At 53.6% G+C, this 16528-nt stretch carries 16 protein-coding genes; 10 read left to right on the forward strand and 6 right to left on the reverse strand.

The features are described from left to right. Positions 1 to 43 precede the first annotated feature (43 nt). The 10 genes from gap (at position 44) to J1836_RS07540 (ending at position 10724) form a co-directional block, all read left to right on the forward strand. Complete coding sequence (gene gap / locus J1836_RS07495) at positions 44 to 1048, forward strand: type I glyceraldehyde-3-phosphate dehydrogenase (protein WP_207250446.1); 1005 nt, start codon at positions 44 to 46, stop codon at positions 1046 to 1048. Between the two features lie 106 nt (positions 1049 to 1154). Then, the gene (locus J1836_RS07500) at positions 1155 to 2336 is read left to right on the forward strand and encodes a phosphoglycerate kinase (RefSeq protein WP_207250447.1); all 1182 of its coding nucleotides are present in this window, start codon (positions 1155 to 1157) and stop codon (positions 2334 to 2336) included. A gap of 108 nt (positions 2337 to 2444) precedes the next feature. After that, on the forward strand, positions 2445 to 3887 hold the full coding sequence (gene pyk, locus J1836_RS07505) for a pyruvate kinase (protein WP_207250448.1): 1443 nt from the start codon (positions 2445 to 2447) through the stop codon (positions 3885 to 3887). 51 nt (positions 3888 to 3938) lie between these two features. Then, positions 3939 to 5003: a class II fructose-bisphosphate aldolase gene (gene fba, locus J1836_RS07510; protein WP_207250449.1), complete on the forward strand. Its 1065-nt coding sequence runs from the start codon at positions 3939 to 3941 to the stop codon at positions 5001 to 5003. A gap of 140 nt (positions 5004 to 5143) precedes the next feature. Next, positions 5144 to 6898 (forward strand): NADH-ubiquinone oxidoreductase-F iron-sulfur binding region domain-containing protein, encoded by a 1755-nt coding sequence (locus J1836_RS07515; protein WP_207250450.1) that lies wholly within the window; start codon positions 5144 to 5146, stop codon positions 6896 to 6898. Beyond that, complete coding sequence (locus J1836_RS07520; RefSeq protein ID WP_207250451.1) at positions 6895 to 7626, forward strand: 2Fe-2S iron-sulfur cluster-binding protein; 732 nt, start codon at positions 6895 to 6897, stop codon at positions 7624 to 7626. The genes J1836_RS07515 and J1836_RS07520 overlap by 4 nt, the downstream gene beginning before the upstream one ends. After that, positions 7619 to 8155: an NADH-quinone oxidoreductase subunit B family protein gene (locus J1836_RS07525; RefSeq protein ID WP_207250452.1), complete on the forward strand. Its 537-nt coding sequence runs from the start codon at positions 7619 to 7621 to the stop codon at positions 8153 to 8155. Before J1836_RS07520 ends, J1836_RS07525 begins: the two co-directional genes overlap by 8 nt. Before the next feature lie 10 nt (positions 8156 to 8165). Then, entirely contained in the window at positions 8166 to 9635 is a 1470-nt protein-coding gene (locus J1836_RS07530) for a Ni/Fe hydrogenase subunit alpha (RefSeq protein WP_207250453.1), read from the forward strand. Continuing rightward, positions 9632 to 10093, forward strand: a complete 462-nt coding sequence (locus tag J1836_RS07535; protein ID WP_242632765.1) for a hydrogenase maturation protease — start codon at positions 9632 to 9634, stop codon at positions 10091 to 10093. Before J1836_RS07530 ends, J1836_RS07535 begins: the two co-directional genes overlap by 4 nt. Before the next feature lie 79 nt (positions 10094 to 10172). After that, positions 10173 to 10724, forward strand: coding sequence for a hemerythrin domain-containing protein (locus J1836_RS07540; RefSeq protein ID WP_207250455.1), 552 nt, complete (start codon positions 10173 to 10175; stop codon positions 10722 to 10724). On the opposite strand, the gene J1836_RS07545 is transcribed toward J1836_RS07540, so the two are convergent. The 6 genes from J1836_RS07545 to J1836_RS07570 form a co-directional block, all read right to left on the reverse strand. Further along, entirely contained in the window at positions 10672 to 10986 is a 315-nt protein-coding gene (locus J1836_RS07545) for a DUF2061 domain-containing protein (protein ID WP_207250456.1), read from the reverse strand. The two genes, J1836_RS07540 and J1836_RS07545, sit on opposite strands and share 53 nt — an antisense overlap. Beyond that, on the reverse strand, positions 10976 to 12265 hold the full coding sequence (gene cysN, locus J1836_RS07550) for a sulfate adenylyltransferase subunit CysN (protein ID WP_207250457.1): 1290 nt from the start codon (positions 12263 to 12265) through the stop codon (positions 10976 to 10978). Before cysN ends, J1836_RS07545 begins: the two co-directional genes overlap by 11 nt. After that, on the reverse strand, positions 12265 to 13191 hold the full coding sequence (gene cysD / locus J1836_RS07555; RefSeq protein WP_207250458.1) for a sulfate adenylyltransferase subunit CysD: 927 nt from the start codon (positions 13189 to 13191) through the stop codon (positions 12265 to 12267). The genes cysN and cysD overlap by 1 nt, the downstream gene beginning before the upstream one ends. 108 nt (positions 13192 to 13299) lie before the next feature. Beyond that, positions 13300 to 13839, reverse strand: coding sequence for a hypothetical protein (locus J1836_RS07560; protein ID WP_207250459.1), 540 nt, complete (start codon positions 13837 to 13839; stop codon positions 13300 to 13302). Positions 13840 to 13917: 78 nt separating this feature from the next. Next, the gene (locus tag J1836_RS07565) at positions 13918 to 15636 is read right to left on the reverse strand and encodes an NADPH-dependent assimilatory sulfite reductase hemoprotein subunit (protein WP_207250460.1); all 1719 of its coding nucleotides are present in this window, start codon (positions 15634 to 15636) and stop codon (positions 13918 to 13920) included. Then, entirely contained in the window at positions 15636 to 16370 is a 735-nt protein-coding gene (locus J1836_RS07570; RefSeq protein ID WP_207250461.1) for a phosphoadenylyl-sulfate reductase, read from the reverse strand. Before J1836_RS07570 ends, J1836_RS07565 begins: the two co-directional genes overlap by 1 nt. Between the last annotated feature and the right edge of the window lie 158 nt (positions 16371 to 16528).

Raw genomic sequence — 16528 nt, forward strand, 5'->3', positions numbered from 1 at the left:
AGCCGCCAACTATTTTATCTGGTTAATTTTCGAGGAGTTCTTCATGACAATTAAAGTTGGTATCAATGGTTTTGGCCGTATCGGTCGTATGGCTTTCCGCGCAATTGCAAAAGATTTCCCCGGTATCGAAGTAGTCGGTATCAATGACCTGCTCGCACCTGATTATCTGGCATACATGCTGAAGTACGACTCCGTACACGGTCGTTTCAATGGTGATGTTGCGGTTGAAGGCAGCAACTTGGTGGTAAACGGCAAGACTGTACGTCTGACGGCTGAACGCGATCCTGCTAACCTGAAGTGGAGCGACATCGGCGTAGACATCGTGCTGGAATGCACTGGCTTCTTCCTTGACGACGCTGGCTGCCAAAAGCACATCGAAGCGGGCGCGAAGAAAGTGGTTATGTCTGCTCCTTCCAAAGATAGCACCCCAATGTTCGTTTACGGCGTAAACCACACCACTTACGCAGGTCAAGCGATCATTTCTGCTGCATCTTGCACCACTAACTGCTTGGCTCCTGTTGCTAAAGTTCTGAACGACAACTGGGGCATCAAGCGTGGTCTGATGACGACTGTTCACGCTGCAACCGCTACTCAGAAAACTGTTGACGGCCCTTCCATGAAAGACTGGCGCGGTGGTCGTGGTATTTTGGAAAACATCATTCCATCTTCAACTGGTGCGGCTAAAGCAGTTGGCGTGGTTCTGCCAGAGCTGAAAGGCAAACTGACCGGTATGGCATTCCGCGTGCCGACTTCTGACGTTTCCGTGGTTGACCTGACGGTTGAGCTGAACAAAGAAGCAACTTACGCTGACATCTGCGCAGCTATGAAAGCAGCCGCTACCACTGGCGACATGAGCAAGACACTGGGCTACACCGACGAGAAAGTGGTTTCCACTGACTTCCGTGGCGTTGGCTTCTCTTCTATCTTTGATGCCGAAGCCGGTATCGCGTTGGATAGCACATTCGTGAAAGTCGTGGCTTGGTACGACAACGAATACGGCTACACCGCTAACATGCTGCGCTTTGTTGAGCACGTAGCAGCGAACTAAGGTTCAAGGGTGGGCGGGGAATCCCTCGCCCTCCTTCCTAGATCCGTCACATAAATCATCCCGCGCTTTATTTGACTGATTTGATTTCTGCAAGGAGTTCCACCACATGGCTTTCATCAAAATGACCGATCTGGATCTGAAGGGTAAACGTGTTCTGATCCGTTCCGACCTGAATGTTCCTGTCAAAGACGGCAAAGTCACTTCCGACGCACGTATTACTGCTTCAATGGCGACCATCAAGTTCGCAATGGATGCGGGTGCAAAAGTCATGGTGACTTCTCACTTGGGTCGTCCGACCGAAGGCGAGTGGTCTGAAGCGGTTTCCCTGAAGCCGGTTGCTGATAATATTGCAGCGCGTTTGGGGTCAGACGTGCGCTTGATCAAGGATTGGGTTGAGGGTGGTTTTGAGGTAGCTGACGGCGAATTGGTCGTGCTGGAAAACTGCCGCGTTAACAAAGGCGAAAAGAAAAACGTTGAAGAAACCGCCAAGAAATACGCGGCGCTGTGTGATGTATTCGTGATGGATGCGTTTGGTACTGCGCACCGTGCTGAGGCTTCAACTTACGGCGTAGGCATGTTTGCTCCGGTTGCAGCAGCAGGTATGTTGTTGACCGAGGAATTGCTGGCGTTGGATAAAGCATTGGCAAACCCGGCGCGTCCAATGGTGGCTATCGTTGGCGGCTCTAAAGTTTCTACTAAGTTGACCGTGTTGGAAGCGTTGTCTGAGAAATGTGAACAGTTGGTGGTTGGCGGCGGTATTGCGAATACTTTCCTGAAAGCTACCGGTCACAACGTGGGCAAGTCTTTGTGCGAAGATGATTTGGTTGACACAGCCAATGCGCTGATCACCAAAATGACCGCACGCGGCGCAATCATCCCCATCGCAGTGGATGTGGTTTGCGGCAAGAAATTCGACGCTAACGAACCAGCGGTTCTGAAAGACGCGAAAGATGTGGCTGACGACGACATGATTTTCGACATCGGCCCTAAATCTGCACAAGAACTAGTCGACATTATCATGAACGCTGGCACTGTCGTCTGGAATGGCCCGGTCGGTGTATTCGAGTTCGACCAATTCGGCGAAGGCACGAAAGCGATTTCAATGGCAATGGCTGAAACTAAAGCGTTCACATTGGCAGGCGGCGGCGACACTATCGCTGCGATTCAGAAGTACGATATTTACGACAAAATCTCCTACATCTCCACTGCGGGCGGTGCATTCCTCGAATACCTCGAAGGCAAAGTCCTCCCTGCGGTTGCCATGTTGGAAAAACGCGCTGAAGGTTAGTACCTTCCGTTAGGGGCAATTCATGAATTGCCCCTACAATCCCACACAAATGACATAAAACAAGCATAAACTTAAGCACTTTACAGCACACAGTTAATAGGTATTACATTGAGAAGGACTAAAATTGTAGCGACTATGGGGCCAGCTACAGACACGCCGGAAGCGATTGAAGCGATCATTCGGGCGGGTGTGGACGTGGTGCGGATGAACTTTTCGCACGGTACACATGCTGAACATGCTGCTCGCGCCCAATTAGTACGTGAATTAGCCGCTAAAGTGGGGCGCGTGGTGGCTATCCTTGGCGACTTGCAAGGTCCTAAATTACGCATTGCCCGTTTTAAAGACGGTAAAATTACCCTGAAAGTCGGTGATTCGTTCATTTTGGATGCGGAACTGGCGAGTGACGTTGGTGATCAAGAACGCGTCGGCTTAGGCTATAAGGAATTGGTCAACGACGTGAGCGCTGGGGATGAACTCTGGCTGGATGATGGACGCATTGTGTTGGAAATCGTTGCGGTGAAGGGGCAGGAAATCCATACCCGCGCCATCAACGGCGGTATTCTCTCCAATAACAAGGGCTTGAATCGGCGCGGCGGCGGTTTGAGTGCTGAAGCGTTGACTGACAAGGACAAGGAAGACATTGCGGCGGCGGCGAGCATTGGCGTGGATTTCTTGGCAGTGTCGTTTCCGCGTTGCGCCGATGACATCCACGAGGCACGGCGTTTGGCATTGGAAGCAGGCTGCAAAGCAGCGATTGTTGCCAAAATGGAACGCGCTGAAACGATGGAGGCGGCGGTTCGGGATGAAATTATCCTTGCCTCTGACGTGATTATGATTGCACGCGGCGATTTGGGCGTGGAAATCGGCGATGCGAAATTGCCGCAAGCGCAGAAATGCTTGATCAGCCGTGCGCGTACTTTGAATCGTGCGGTGATTACCGCGACGCAAATGATGGAAACCATGACCGAAAATCCGATCCCGACGCGGGCGGAGGTCTTCGATGTGGCAAATGCGGTAATGGATGGCACGGATGCGGTGATGCTATCCGGCGAAACGGCTACGGGGAAACACCCCGCGCTGGTTGTCAAAACCATGGCGGCAATTTGCAAAGAAGCGGAAAATTCTAACGAGACTCGTCAATCGGGACACCGTATGAATGAACGCTTTGGACGCATCGACGAAGGCATTGCAATGGCGACCATGTACACCGCGAATCACATGGGTGTGCGTGCGATTGCCGCCTTGACTGAATCGGGCGCAACTCCGTTGTGGATGTCGCGGATTCGTTCGGGGATTCCGATTTACGCGCTGACTTCCAACGATGAAGCGGCACGGCGGGTGTGCATGTATCGCGGGGTTTATCCGGTGAAATTGCATGAGCCGATGAAAGACCCGAAAATAGCGAATCGTCAAGCAGTCGAGTTAATGATAGAAGAGGGCATCGTGGAAAACGGTGATCTGGTTATTATTACCAAGGGCGATTTGATGGGCGCGAAGGGGGGTACGAACCAAATGAAGATCCTGCGCGTCGGCGAACACCAGAACGGTTAAGATAAATACTATAGATGTTAATAGTTTAAGCAACATTTCGAGGAGAACAACATGGCTCTGATTTCATTACGTCAATTACTGGATCACGCGGCTGAAAACGGCTACGGGATGCCAGCGTTCAACGTCAACAACATGGAGCAAATCCACGCCATCATGCAAGCGGCTGATGCGTGCAACTCCCCTGTTATCCTGCAAGGTTCTGCTGGTGCGCGTTCTTACGCAGGCGAACCATTCCTGCGTCACTTGGTACTGGCTGCGGTTGAAATGTACCCGCATATTCCAGTGGTTATGCACCAAGACCACGGTTCTGAACCAGCAGTTTGCTTCCGTTCCATCCAGTCTGGCTTCTCATCCGTGATGATGGATGGCTCGTTGATGGCGGATGCGAAAACTCCTTCAAGCTACGAATACAACGTTGAAACTACCCGTAAAGTGGTTGAACTGGCTCATGCTTGCGGCGTTTCTGTGGAAGGCGAACTGGGTTGCTTGGGTTCACTCGAAACCGGCATGATGGGCGAAGAAGACGGTCACGGTGCAGAAGGTGTATTGGATCATTCCCAATTGCTGACTGACCCAGAAGAAGCGGCTGATTTCGTGCGCAAAACTGGCGTTGACGCGCTGGCGATTGCGATTGGTACTTCACACGGTGCATACAAGTTCACCAAGAAGCCTACCGGCAATGTATTGCGTATCGACCGTGTGAAAGAAATCCACGCTCGCATCCCTACCGTTCATTTGGTTATGCACGGCTCTTCTTCTGTGCCAGAAGATTGGCTCGAAATCATCAATAACTACGGCGGCGATATGGGTCAAACCTACGGCGTACCGGTTTCTGAAATTGTTGAAGGTATCAAGCACGGTGTGCGTAAAGTTAACATCGACACTGACTTGCGTATGGCATCGACTGGTGCAATCCGTAAGCACTTGTTTGACAACAAGGCTAACTTCGACCCACGCAAGTTCCTGAAAGAAGCAACCAAAGCGATGTCAGGCATTTGTAAAGACCGCTTTGAAGCGTTTGGTTGTGCCGGTCAAGCCAGCAAAATCAAACCAGTTTCACTGGAAGTCATGTTTAATGAATACAAAGCTGGCAAGCTCGACCCGAAAGTGTCTTAATGCCGCTTAACGCATTGCGTTGAAAAGGGAGCTGCGGCTCCCTTTTCGTTTTGCCCAGATTGCTTGAGTTAAGTCATACATTGGTTGCAGGGTGGCGTTACAATGTCCATCTAGACACGCAATAAAACGAGTCATCTGCCATGCCAAAATCATTATCTTCTGGCGCAGGTCAGCAACCTCACGACCATTTATTACACCGCTTGCATGATTTGCAAAGTCGCTTCTTGCATATCCCTCCACTGGAAATAGCCCCTCTCGCTACCGAGCTGGATTTACCCGTCAGTCAGGTGGAATCCGTGATTGATTTCTACAGCTTTTTCCACCGCAGCCCACGCGGGCGTTTCGACATCCTGTTCAGTAATTGCACCAGTTGTGGCGGCCTGACGCTGATGCAGCAATTGTGCGGTTTGCTGGGTGTGCAACCCGGTGTGACCCGTGCCGATGGCATGGTCAGCATTGACCAGACTTCGTGCGTGGGCATGTGTGATCAGGGTGCTGCTGTGTTGGTCAATGGGCGTACTCTGGTCAGACTGACTGCCGCACAATTGCCGCATCTGGCGCAATTGGTGAACACCGCCACACCGCTGGATGAATGGCCTGCCGACTGGTTTGCAGTGCAGGACAATATCCGCCACGCCGGTTTGTTGCTCAACGATACCTTGTCCGCTGGCGACGGATTGCGGGCAGCGGTTCAGGCTGGTGCAGATCAGTTACTGGCTGAAATCAGGCAAGCCAGCCTGCGCGGGCGCGGTGGGGCTGGTTTCCCCACTGCCATGAAATGGCAATTCTGCCGCGATGCCACCGCCCCGGAACATTACGTGGTGTGCAATGCCGACGAAGGCGAACCCGGCACCTTCAAGGATCGGGTATTGCTGCACAGTTACGCACAGCAAGTGTTTGAAGGCATGGCGTTATGTGCTTACGTGATCAAGGCGCAGCATGGTTTCCTCTACCTGCGCGGTGAATACCGCTACCTCGTGCCATCACTGGAAGCCACGCTCGACGCAATGCGAACTGCCAATCTGCTGGGTGAAAATATCCTCAACCAGCCCGGTTTCAATTTCGACATCAGCATTGTGCTGGGTGCGGGCGCGTACATTTGCGGCGAAGAATCGGCGTTGCTCGAATCGTTGGAACAAAAGCGCGGTGTGCCACGGGTACGCCCGCCGTTTCCGGTGACGCACGGCTATTTGGGGCAGCCGACGGTGGTGGATAACGTAGAGACACTGGTTGCCGCTGTACACATTGCGGTGCACGGGGGGGAATGGTTTCGGGCGCACGGCACAGCGCAATCCGCAGGCAGCAAGGTCTTCAGCGTCAGTGGCGACTGCACTGCACCCGGCATTTACGAATACCCCTTTGGCATTAGCGTGCAAGATTTGCTGGAAGCGTGCGGTGGGCAAGACGCGCAAGCCGTACAAATCGGCGGGCCTTCTGGCACATTGATCGGGCGGGCGGAATTTGGGCGCAAACTGGCGTTTGAAGACCTCGCCACTGGCGGCTCGATCATGATTTACAGCGCACAGCGCGATTTGCTGGCGGTGGTGCGCAATTTCACCCATTTCTTTGCCCACGAAAGCTGCGGGTTCTGCACGCCTTGCCGCGTCGGGACACCGTTGTTGCGCAAGTACCTCGACAAGATCGCGTCAGGGCATGGCACGGTTTACGACCGTGAGGAAATGGCGCGGTTGGGCAAGCTGGTAAAACGCCGTTCGCATTGCGGGCTGGGGCAAACCGCCGCCAATCCGCTGCTGGATTTGCTGGCGAAATTCCCGCAAGTCTACGCCGAACGCTTGCTGCATCAGGATTACGAGCCGTTCTTTAATCTGGATGCGGCACTGACTACTACCCGCGAGTTGACCCACCGCGATGATGCGGAGGCACATTTGTCATGAGTAATACCTTGTTTATTGATGGGCAAGAAATCCCTTTCGCGCCCGGACAAACCATCATGGATGCTTCATTGGAAGCAGGCATCTACATCCCGCACCTGTGCCACAAACCGGGGCTAACCCCGCACGGCAGTTGCAAGCTGTGTACGGTGGAAGTGGACGGGCGCAGTGTTTCCGCCTGTACTTTGCCCGCTGCGGCTGGGATGAAAGTCGACAATAACACCCCCGCCTTGCAGGAAGTGCGCAAGACGCTGGTGCAGATGCTGTTCGTGGAAGGCAACCATTTATGCCCAACCTGTAGCAAAACCGGCGACTGCACCCTGCAAGCCCTCGGCTACCATTTCGGCATGTTGGACGGGCATTTCCCGCCGTTTTACCCGCGCCGTGAGGTGGATGCTTCCCACCCCGACCTGGTGCTGGATCGTGACCGTTGCGTGCTGTGCGAATTGTGCGTGCGTGCCAGCCGCGAACAGGACGGTAAAAACGTGTTCGCCATCAGCGGGCGCGGCGCAAGTGCACACATTATCGTCAACACCTCCAGCGGCAAACTGGGCGACAGCGATTTGACGTTGGACGATGCCGCCGCGCATATCTGTCCGGTCGGGGCAATCCTGCCGAAAAATCATGGCTGTGAAGTCCCGTTTGGGCGGCGCACCTTCGACCTGCATTCGGTTGCCGAATCCGATGTTGCCCACGTTGGTCTACAAAAAACGGAGCATCACGATGAGTAAGATCCGTATTGCCACTACCTCACTGGCAGGTTGTTTCGGTTGCCACATGTCGTTTCTGGACATGGATGAGCGGCTGGTCGGCTTGCTGGAATACGTCGAGTTTGACCGCTCCCCCCTCACCGACATCAAGCATTGCCAGCCCTGTGACATTGGTCTGGTGGAAGGCGGCTTGTGTAATGCCGAAAACGTGCATGTACTGCGCGAATTCCGCCAGCAATGCAAAATCCTGATTGCGGTTGGGGCGTGCGCCATCAACGGCGGCGTGCCCGCGATGCGCAACCATTACACGGTGCAGGAATGTCTGGAAGAAGCCTATTTAAACGGCGTGGGGGTGGATAACCCGATGATTCCGTCTGACCCTGAATTGCCGCTGCTGCTGTCCAAGGTTCACCCCCTGCATGAAGTGGTGCGGGTGGATTACTACCTGCCGGGCTGCCCACCATCGGGCGATGCGTTTTTCACCATTCTGAGCGACTTGTTGGCGGGAAAAGAACCTTCTCTGCCGAAAGCCATGCTGCATTACGATTGAGGGTCTGGACATGGAACACACTGCAAGCAACACGCGCCGCATCGCCATTGACCCTGTATCGCGGGTGGAAGGGCACGGCAAGATTACCCTGCTGCTGGATGCCGACAACCATGTGCAGGAAGCGCGTTTGCACATTGTCGAATTTCGCGGCTTTGAGAAATTCATCCAAGGTCGCCCCTACACCGAAGTGCCTTATTTTGTGCAACGGCTGTGCGGGATTTGCCCGGTTTCGCATCATCTGGCAGCGGCGAAAGCGGTAGACCAGATTGTTGGGGTGGATGAACTGACCCCAACCGCCACCAAGCTGCGCCGCCTGATCCATTTCGGGCAGGTATTGCAATCGCACGCGCTGCATTTCTTCCACCTGTCGTCGCCCGATTTCCTGTTCGGGTTCGGCTCGAATCTGGCGCACCGCAATATCGTCGGTGTGCTGGAAGATTACCCCGACATTGGTCTGAAAGGCGTAAAACTGCGTAAATACGGGCAGCAGGTGATTGCTGCAATTGCAGGCAAGCGCATCCACGGCGCGGCGGCTATTCCCGGCGGCATGAACAAAGCCTTGAGCGATGACGAGCGTAAAGCCCTGCTGGTGGATATTGCCGATATTATCCGCTGGTCGCAGGATGCGGTCACACTCAATGAAACCATCCACCTGCAACACCCGGAAAACCACGCTTTCGCCACCCTGTCGACCAACTATCTGGGCATGGTCGGGGCGCAAGGTGAACTGGAGTTGTATCACGGTGGCTTACGCGCCCGACGTGCCGATGGTAGCGATATTTTCGACCAGTTCGATTACCGCGATTACGGTTCCGCCATCCGCGAAGAAGTGCGCAACTGGTCGTACATGAAATTCCCTTACCTCACTGCGATTGGCAAGGACAACGGCTGGTATCGGGTCGGGCCACTGGCGCGGGTCAACCTGTGCGACAGCATTCCCACCCCGCTGGCGGAAGCGGCGCGGGTACGCTTCCGTGCCTTTGCGGGTGGTGCGTATGTGCATGACACGCTGGCGTTCCATTGGGCACGGATGATCGAAATGCTGCATTGCGCCGAAGCGATTCAGGAACTGCTCAACGACCCCGATATTACGGGGACGGATTTGGTGGTAACGGGCGCAAAACGGGCGCAAGGGATCGGCGTGATCGAAGCCCCACGTGGCACGTTGTTCCATCACTATCAGGTCAATGAGCAAGGCTTGATTGAAAAGGCCAACTTGATTGTTTCCACTACCAGCAATAATCAGGCAATGAATGAATCAGTACGTTCGGTGGCTAATCAGTACCTCGATGGGCATGAGATTACCGAAGGCTTGCTCAATCATCTGGAAGTGGCGGTGCGGGCGTATGACCCGTGTTTGTCGTGCGCTACCCATGCGCTGGGCAAAATGCCATTACAGGTGGAAGTGGTGAGCGCGACGGGAGAAGTCCTCAATCGTGTCAGCAAAAACATGGATGGCGTGGTGGAGTGCGCATTGTGAGTGCGCTGCCCCCGATTCTGCTATTTGGTTATGGCAATCCGGGGTGTGGCGATGATGCACTGGGGTCGTTGTTGCTGGAAGCAATCGCCGCCCAAGACTTGCTGGGTGTCGAATGCCAAACCGATATGCAGCTCCACGTTGAGCACATTACCGACTTAGTGGGGCGCGAATACGTGCTGTTCATGGATGCGGATATGAGCTGTGCTGCGCCGTATGTCGTGGAACAACTCACCGCGCAACAGGATAGCAGTTACACCAGTCATGCGATATCACCTGCGGCGGTGCTTCATGCCTTCCGGCAAGTGTATGGGGTGGATGCGCCGCCTGCGTATTTGTTGCACATACGCGGTTATGCGTTTGAGCTAGGGGATGCGTTAACGGCACAAGCGGCGGAGAATCTGAAGGCAGCGCTAGCATGGGTGCAGCATTTTGTTCGTGAAAAAGCAGAGAAAATATGATTTTTGTCGCTTATATCGCCTACTGATTCCCCTATGATCAGTGTGCATCGCAACATTTTTCGGAACAAGGAGCATCACTATGCATAAGATTATGACCGACCTGCATCAAGATCATGTCAATCTGGCAAAGTTGTTGACGTTGCTTGAGCAACAAGCTGACTTACTCGCTACGGGCGGGGATGCCGACTTACTGTTAATGACCGATATTGCTGATTATATTCGCCGCTATTCCGACCAGATTCACCATCCGAAGGAAGACACCATTTATGAGGTGTTTAGTGCCCGTTCTAGCGAAGCGGCAACGGTGATTGCTGGTGTGCTGCTGGAACATCAAGACTTGCCAACGATTACGCAAGCCTTCCAAGGGTTGCTGGATAACGTGATCAATGACAGTGCGATCTTGAGCCGCCAAGAGCTACAGGGCAAAATCACGGCATTCATTGAGGCGCAGAAAGCCCACCTGAACACTGAGGAAGCTGAGCTATTCCCGCTGATTAATAGCACTTTGGAAGCGGCTGATTGGGTTGCCGTCGAACAATCCGTTGAGGCGCATAGCGACCCGCTGTTTGGGCATCAGCTCATGGAGCGTTATCGCAATGTGCATCACTTGGTGATGCAGCAACAGGCGTAAGCTTTTCGCGCCCTAGATGAAGCCGATTCCAAATGCGTTCATGGGCGTAATACAGGAACATTTTAGTCAGCACTTCCGTCAAGCCAATGGCAATGGCGGTGCTGATATTGCTCGTAAACAACCACGACAAAATAATGGTGTCGATAGTGCCTGTCACCCGCCACGAAATGGCTTTTACCAAGCTACGAATAGGGCGTTCCCGCCCAGTGTGCAGAATTTCTTCCGCTGCTTCTTCGGTTTTTAACCAACGATCAAGCAACATAAATATTCTCCTGTAAAATCATTCCCGCACCGACGGTATTATTGGTGCTTTCATCAATCACGATGAATGCACCTGTGCCACGATTATCCGCATACGCATCTATAAACAACGGTTGCGCCAGTTTGAAAGTGACGTTGGCAATATCGTTCATCGCCAATTGGTTCACTGCTTGTTTTTCCAAACTGTTCACGTCCACGCGGTAAGCAATCTCTGCCAGCTTCGCTTTGGTAGCGCGGGTGGTGTGGCGGATCAGGTAAGTCCGCGCCCGATCCAGCGGGCTTTCCGCCAACCAGCACACGGTTGCTGCCAATTGCTTGGTTTGCGAAGGTAACTCGCCGGTTTTCACGATCATGTCACCCCGTGAAATGTCGATTTCATCCGCCAGCAACAGCGTGACCGATTGCTCGGTGGCGGTATCGGCTAATGCTGCGCCGCCGAGTTCAATCGCCTTCACCGTGCTGCTTAAACCGGAAGGCAACACCGTTACGCTGTCACCCACGGCAATGCTGCCGGATTCGACCCGCCCCATGAAACCTCGGTAGTCATGCAAGGCGGGATTGCTGGCATCCTGCGGGCGACACACGTATTGCACCGGGAATCGGAACGCAGCGGCATGGCGGCGCTGTGCACTCGGCGTGGTTTCCAGAATCTCCATCAGGGTTTGGCCTTGATACCAGTTCAGGTTCTCGCCACGATCCACCACCATGTCGCCGTTGAGGGCGGAGAGTGGGATGAATTGCACCTCGCGAATCCCCAACTGTCCGGCAAAATCCAGATAATCGCGTTTGATTTCCTCGAAACGTGCCTGACTAAACTCGACCAAATCCATTTTGTTCACCGCCACCAGCAAGTGCGGAATGCCCACCAAATGCGCCAAATACGAATGGCGACGCGTCTGGGTCAACACACCTTTCCGCGCATCCACCAAGATAATCGCAAGGTTGGCGGTGGAAGCGGCTGTCACCATGTTGCGGGTGTATTGCTCATGCCCCGGCGCATCGGCAATGATGAATTTGCGCGTGCCAGTGGTGAAATAGCGATACGCCACGTCAATGGTAATGCCTTGCTCGCGTTCGGCTTGCAAGCCATCGGTGAGCAATGACAAGTCCACCTCCTGCATTCCGCGCCGTTGCGAGGTTTTGGTAATGGCGCTCAGGGTATCCGCCAGAATCGCTTTAGAATCAAACAGCAAGCGCCCAATCAGGGTGCTTTTGCCATCGTCGACACTGCCGCAGGTCAACAGGCGCAGCAAGCCGTGGTCTTCAATTGGATGTGTCATTAGAAATACCCCTCTTTTTTGCGTTGTTCCATGGCTGCTTCGGAGGCTTGGTCATCCAAGCGGGTCGCGCCGCGTTCGGTAATGGTGGTGGTCGCCGTTTCCGCAATAATCTTTTCAATCGAATCCGCGTTAGAAATCACTGGCGCAGTACAGGTAATGTCGCCGACGGTGCGGAAGCGCACTTGCAGGTCGATGATTTCCTCGCCCGCTTTTGCGGGGGTAATGTCGGTCACTGGCACGATGGAACCTTGGCGGTACACAATCGGGCGGTTGTGCGCGAAGTAAATGCTGGGTAATTCTAGATTTTCGCGCTCGATGTATTGCCACACATCCAGTTCCGTCCAGTTGGAAATCGGGAAAGCGCGGATGTTTTCACCCTTGTGACTGCGGGCGTTGTACAGATTCCACAGTTCGGGGCGTTGGTTTTTCGGATCCCATTGCCCGAATTCGTCGCGGAAGCTCATGATGCGTTCTTTGGCACGTGCCTTTTCTTCGTCGCGGCGTGCGCCACCGATGCAAGCGTCAAAACCGTGTTCCTCAATCGCTTCCAGCAAGGTGACGGATTGGTGTTTGTTGCGTGATTCGCCTGTATGTTTAAGCACGACTGTGCCACGCTGCATGGAATCTTCCACCGAACGCACGATTAGGCGTTCGCCGATTTCAGCGGCTTTGCGGTCGCGGAAGGCGATGACTTCGGGGTAGTTATGCCCGGTGTCGATGTGCAGTAAGGGAAACGGGAAACGTCCGGGGCGGAAGGCTTTTTCCGCCAAGCGCAGTAAGCAGATGGAATCTTTTCCGCCGGAAAACAGCAACGCGGGGTTGCTGCATTGCCCCGCCACTTCGCGCAGGATGTGGATAGCTTCGGCTTCGAGCCAGTCGAGGTGACTGAGAATTCGTTGCTGAGGTTTTAATGCTGTGAACAACATAACGTTGCATCCTAGGTAAACTTGAATGCAACGCAGTATCCGGTAATTGCTTAATTTAAAAAAACGATAAAATTAGATGTTTATATCTTGATAACAGATTAAGAAGGACTAGATGAGCTTCAGCAACTCGGCACGGAGCTTGTCTGCCTCGCGCCGCCCGTCTCTCGACCCAGTAATGGCGGTATACCATTCAGAAAATAAGCTGCGAAAGTCGGCGTGGGTTTGTGCATTCTGTAAGCGCCCTAGCAAGGCGCTAGAGCCAAACGAGCCGACAAATACGCTCAACGTATTACTCATGAAATTACGCACTTGCTGGATGTGTAGTGGGCTATTGGTTGGGGGCAAGGGTCTGAATTCACCATCAGAAACGGGAACAGTGGCAGGTACTGTTTCAGGTGAGGCAACGGCTGCTGCTGGGGATGGCGTTGGGGTGCGGTTGGTGCTTGAGGCACGATAGATGTAGCCATCTTGTTCGAGTTGTAATAAGGCTTGTTGGAGATTATCCACTCTGGGTAAGGTTTTTAACTCATCGATATTGCGCTTACCATTGACAAAAATAAGCACGCGCCGCAATACCGGAGGTAGCCCTCCGGCTTTGGTTTCCACTTCGTCATAGCCTTTAGCTGTTTTAGTATATAAGGCATCCATGATTACGCTCCTCCTCTGTGATGTCGGCGACATCAGCCTGTAACATTCTAGTGTATTCAGGACGGTTTAGCGTAAATTCTAGACGAAGTGCAAATAGCCTTGGCGAACCACGAAATCCCCGAATGGCTCGCTGTCAATGCGCTGGGCGGCAAAGTCAGCAAATAGCCTGTCGAGTGTGCTCAAAATAGCCGCTTCGTCGAGGTTCTCATGGTACAGCGTATTCAAGCGGTCGCCATTGCTGCTTGCCCCCAGATACAGGTTGTAACGTCCCGGCGACTTGCCAATCAAACCAATTTCACCCAGCACCGAACGCCCACAGCCATTCGGACAGCCGGTCATGCGGATTTTGATGTCAGCATCACGCAAGCCGTGTTTATCCAACGATACTTCCAGCTTGCTGATCAATTCGGGCAAATAACGTTCGGCTTCCGCCATCGCTTGCGGGCAGGTATTGAGCGCGACGCAGGCAATGGAATTGCGCCGCAAGCCGGATAAATGGCTGGCATCGGCAGCATAGCCGTGCGCTTGCAGCGTATTTTCCACGGTGTCGATGTCGTCTTCGTGCACCCCGGTCAGGATCAAGTTTTGGTTGCCCGTCATGCGAAAACCGCACAGGTTTTGCTCGGCAATGCGGCGTAAGGCGGATTTCAGGCGGTGGGTGTCATTGTCCAGCACGCGCCCGTATTCGAGCCGCAAACCCAGATGCCACAAGCCATCGGTAGTGGAATGCCAGCCAAAACGGTCGCCCGTGGTTGCAAATTCAAAGGCACGGACTTTGCCCAGCGCAAGGCCTAAACGTGCGTTGAGTTCTTGCTTAAACCAGTCCAGCCCGTACTGGTCGAGGGTGTATTTGAAGCGTGACAGCTTGCGGTCTTGGCGGTTACCGTAATCGCGTTGGATCGCAACGGTGTGGAAACACACATCCAATACCTGTTCCGGTGTACAAAAACCAATCGTCGAGGCCAGCCGTGCGTAAGTGTCGTTACGCCCAAACGTAAAGCCCAAACCACCGCCTACCGCGACGTTGAAGCCTGCCAGCTTGCCGTTTTCTTCAATCGCAATCAGCCCGATGTCGTTGGCATAGATGTCCATGTCGTTGAACGGTGGAATCGCAATCGCAATTTTGAATTTACGCGGCAGGTAATGCTTGCCGTACAGCGGTTCGATTGCTTCCGCTTCACCGCCTGCCACCAGCGTTTTGCCCTCGGCTTCGTCTAACCAGATTTCGTGGTAGGCACGCGAACGTGGCAGCAAATGGTCGCTGATCTTTTGCGCCCACGGGAACACTTCGGCATGGAAGTTCGACAGGGTGGGGTCGGGTGCACACATCACATTGCGGTTCACGTCGCCACAGCCTGCAATGCTATCCAGCAAGGCAGCATCCATTGCTTGGATGGTGTTTTTCATGTCGAACTTGATAATGCCGTGGAACTGCAAGGCTTGGCGCGTGGTTATGCGTGACGTGCCATTGCCGTAGCGGTTGCTGATGTCGTCCAGCTTCACCCATTGGTCGGCGCTTAAATCGCCACCCGCCACGCGCAGGCGGATCATGAAGGAATACGCCGGTTCGAGCTTTTTGTCTTGGCGATGCAGACGCACGTCGCGGTCATCCTGCATGTATGAGCCGTGGAATTTCACCAATTGCACATTGTTTTCGCTGATTGCGCCCGTCAGCGGATTGTGGAAATCCTCCACCAGATTGCCGCGTAAGTAGTTGCTGCGGTCTTTAATGTGTTCGACCGCAGAACCGTTGGGGGCGAGGGCATTCAAGGGTTTGGGTGTTGCCGTGCGTTCCATTAAGCTGCCTTTTTCAACGGGTTGTGTGTGCCATCGTGCAAGCCGCATTCTTGGTTGTGGGATTCCCACCACCAGCGTCCGGCACGCTCGTCTTCGCCTTCGGTAATCGCACGGGTGCACGGGGCGCAGCCGATGCTGGGGAAACCTTGTCCGTGCAGTGGGTTGTAGGGGATGGCGTATTGGCGAATGTAGCCCCACAATTGCGCCGAGGTGGCATTCAGCAACGGGTTGAATTTAATCAATTCGCGCTGCGCGTCCGTTTCAAACAAGTTCATGTCGGCACGGAAACTGGATTGTGCCGCCCGTAAGCCAGTGATCCACACTTGTGCGCCTTTGAGTGCGCGGTTGAGCGGCTCGATCTTGCGGATGGTGCAGCATTCTTTGCGGTTCTCGACCGATTCGTAAATCGCGTTGATGCCTTTGATGGTGACGTAATGCTCAAGCGCTGCGGTGTCGGGGTAATAAGTTTTGATTTGTTTGCCGTACTTATTGCGGGTGGCATCGAGCGTGTCGTAGGTTTCCTTGAAATTGCGTCCGGTATCCAGCGTGAATACCTCGATGTCCAGCCCGTTGCGGAAAATCGCGTCGGTAATCACTTGGTCTTCCAAGCCGAAACTGGTGGAAAACGTGATCTTGCCCTCGAAACGTTGGCGTAACGCAATTAATGCCTCGTCCAACGTCAGCTCAGCGAAGTCAGCGTGCAAGGTTTGCAGCGGTGCAGTGTTTAATGTCATGGCTCTGTTACCTCAGGGGAAGCTTGAATGAGGGCAGTATCCACGAAATCTTAAAGCGAAAAAAACGATATAATTCGATATGGTTATCTTGTAAATAGATTTATTGGGTTCTGTTAATTCATAAAATGCTTGCTATAATTAACGTTAACTAAGATTAG

This window comes from Thiothrix fructosivorans (assembly GCF_017349355.1).
GTDB classification, from domain to species: Bacteria; Pseudomonadota; Gammaproteobacteria; order Thiotrichales; family Thiotrichaceae; genus Thiothrix; species Thiothrix fructosivorans.

Bases quoted from the DNA above. Each gene is read 5' to 3' on its own strand.
- J1836_RS07515 (WP_207250450.1), top strand. From the start codon at position 5,144: ATGCCAAAATCATTATCTTCTGGCGCAGGTCAGCAACCTCACGACCAT.
- J1836_RS07525 (WP_207250452.1), top strand. From the start codon at position 7,619: ATGAGTAAGATCCGTATTGCCACTACCTCACTGGCAGGTTGTTTCGGT.
- cysN (WP_207250457.1), bottom strand. From the start codon at position 12,265: ATGACACATCCAATTGAAGACCACGGCTTGCTGCGCCTGTTGACCTGC.
- J1836_RS07565 (WP_207250460.1), bottom strand. From the start codon at position 15,636: ATGGAACGCACGGCAACACCCAAACCCTTGAATGCCCTCGCCCCCAAC.
- J1836_RS07530 (WP_207250453.1), top strand. From the start codon at position 8,166: ATGGAACACACTGCAAGCAACACGCGCCGCATCGCCATTGACCCTGTA.
- cysD (WP_207250458.1), bottom strand. From the start codon at position 13,191: ATGTTGTTCACAGCATTAAAACCTCAGCAACGAATTCTCAGTCACCTC.
- fba (WP_207250449.1), top strand. From the start codon at position 3,939: ATGGCTCTGATTTCATTACGTCAATTACTGGATCACGCGGCTGAAAAC.
- J1836_RS07545 (WP_207250456.1), bottom strand. From the start codon at position 10,986: ATGTTGCTTGATCGTTGGTTAAAAACCGAAGAAGCAGCGGAAGAAATT.
- gap (WP_207250446.1), top strand. From the start codon at position 44: ATGACAATTAAAGTTGGTATCAATGGTTTTGGCCGTATCGGTCGTATG.
- J1836_RS07560 (WP_207250459.1), bottom strand. From the start codon at position 13,839: ATGGATGCCTTATATACTAAAACAGCTAAAGGCTATGACGAAGTGGAA.
- J1836_RS07540 (WP_207250455.1), top strand. From the start codon at position 10,173: ATGCATAAGATTATGACCGACCTGCATCAAGATCATGTCAATCTGGCA.
- J1836_RS07520 (WP_207250451.1), top strand. From the start codon at position 6,895: ATGAGTAATACCTTGTTTATTGATGGGCAAGAAATCCCTTTCGCGCCC.
- J1836_RS07500 (WP_207250447.1), top strand. From the start codon at position 1,155: ATGGCTTTCATCAAAATGACCGATCTGGATCTGAAGGGTAAACGTGTT.
- J1836_RS07570 (WP_207250461.1), bottom strand. From the start codon at position 16,370: ATGACATTAAACACTGCACCGCTGCAAACCTTGCACGCTGACTTCGCT.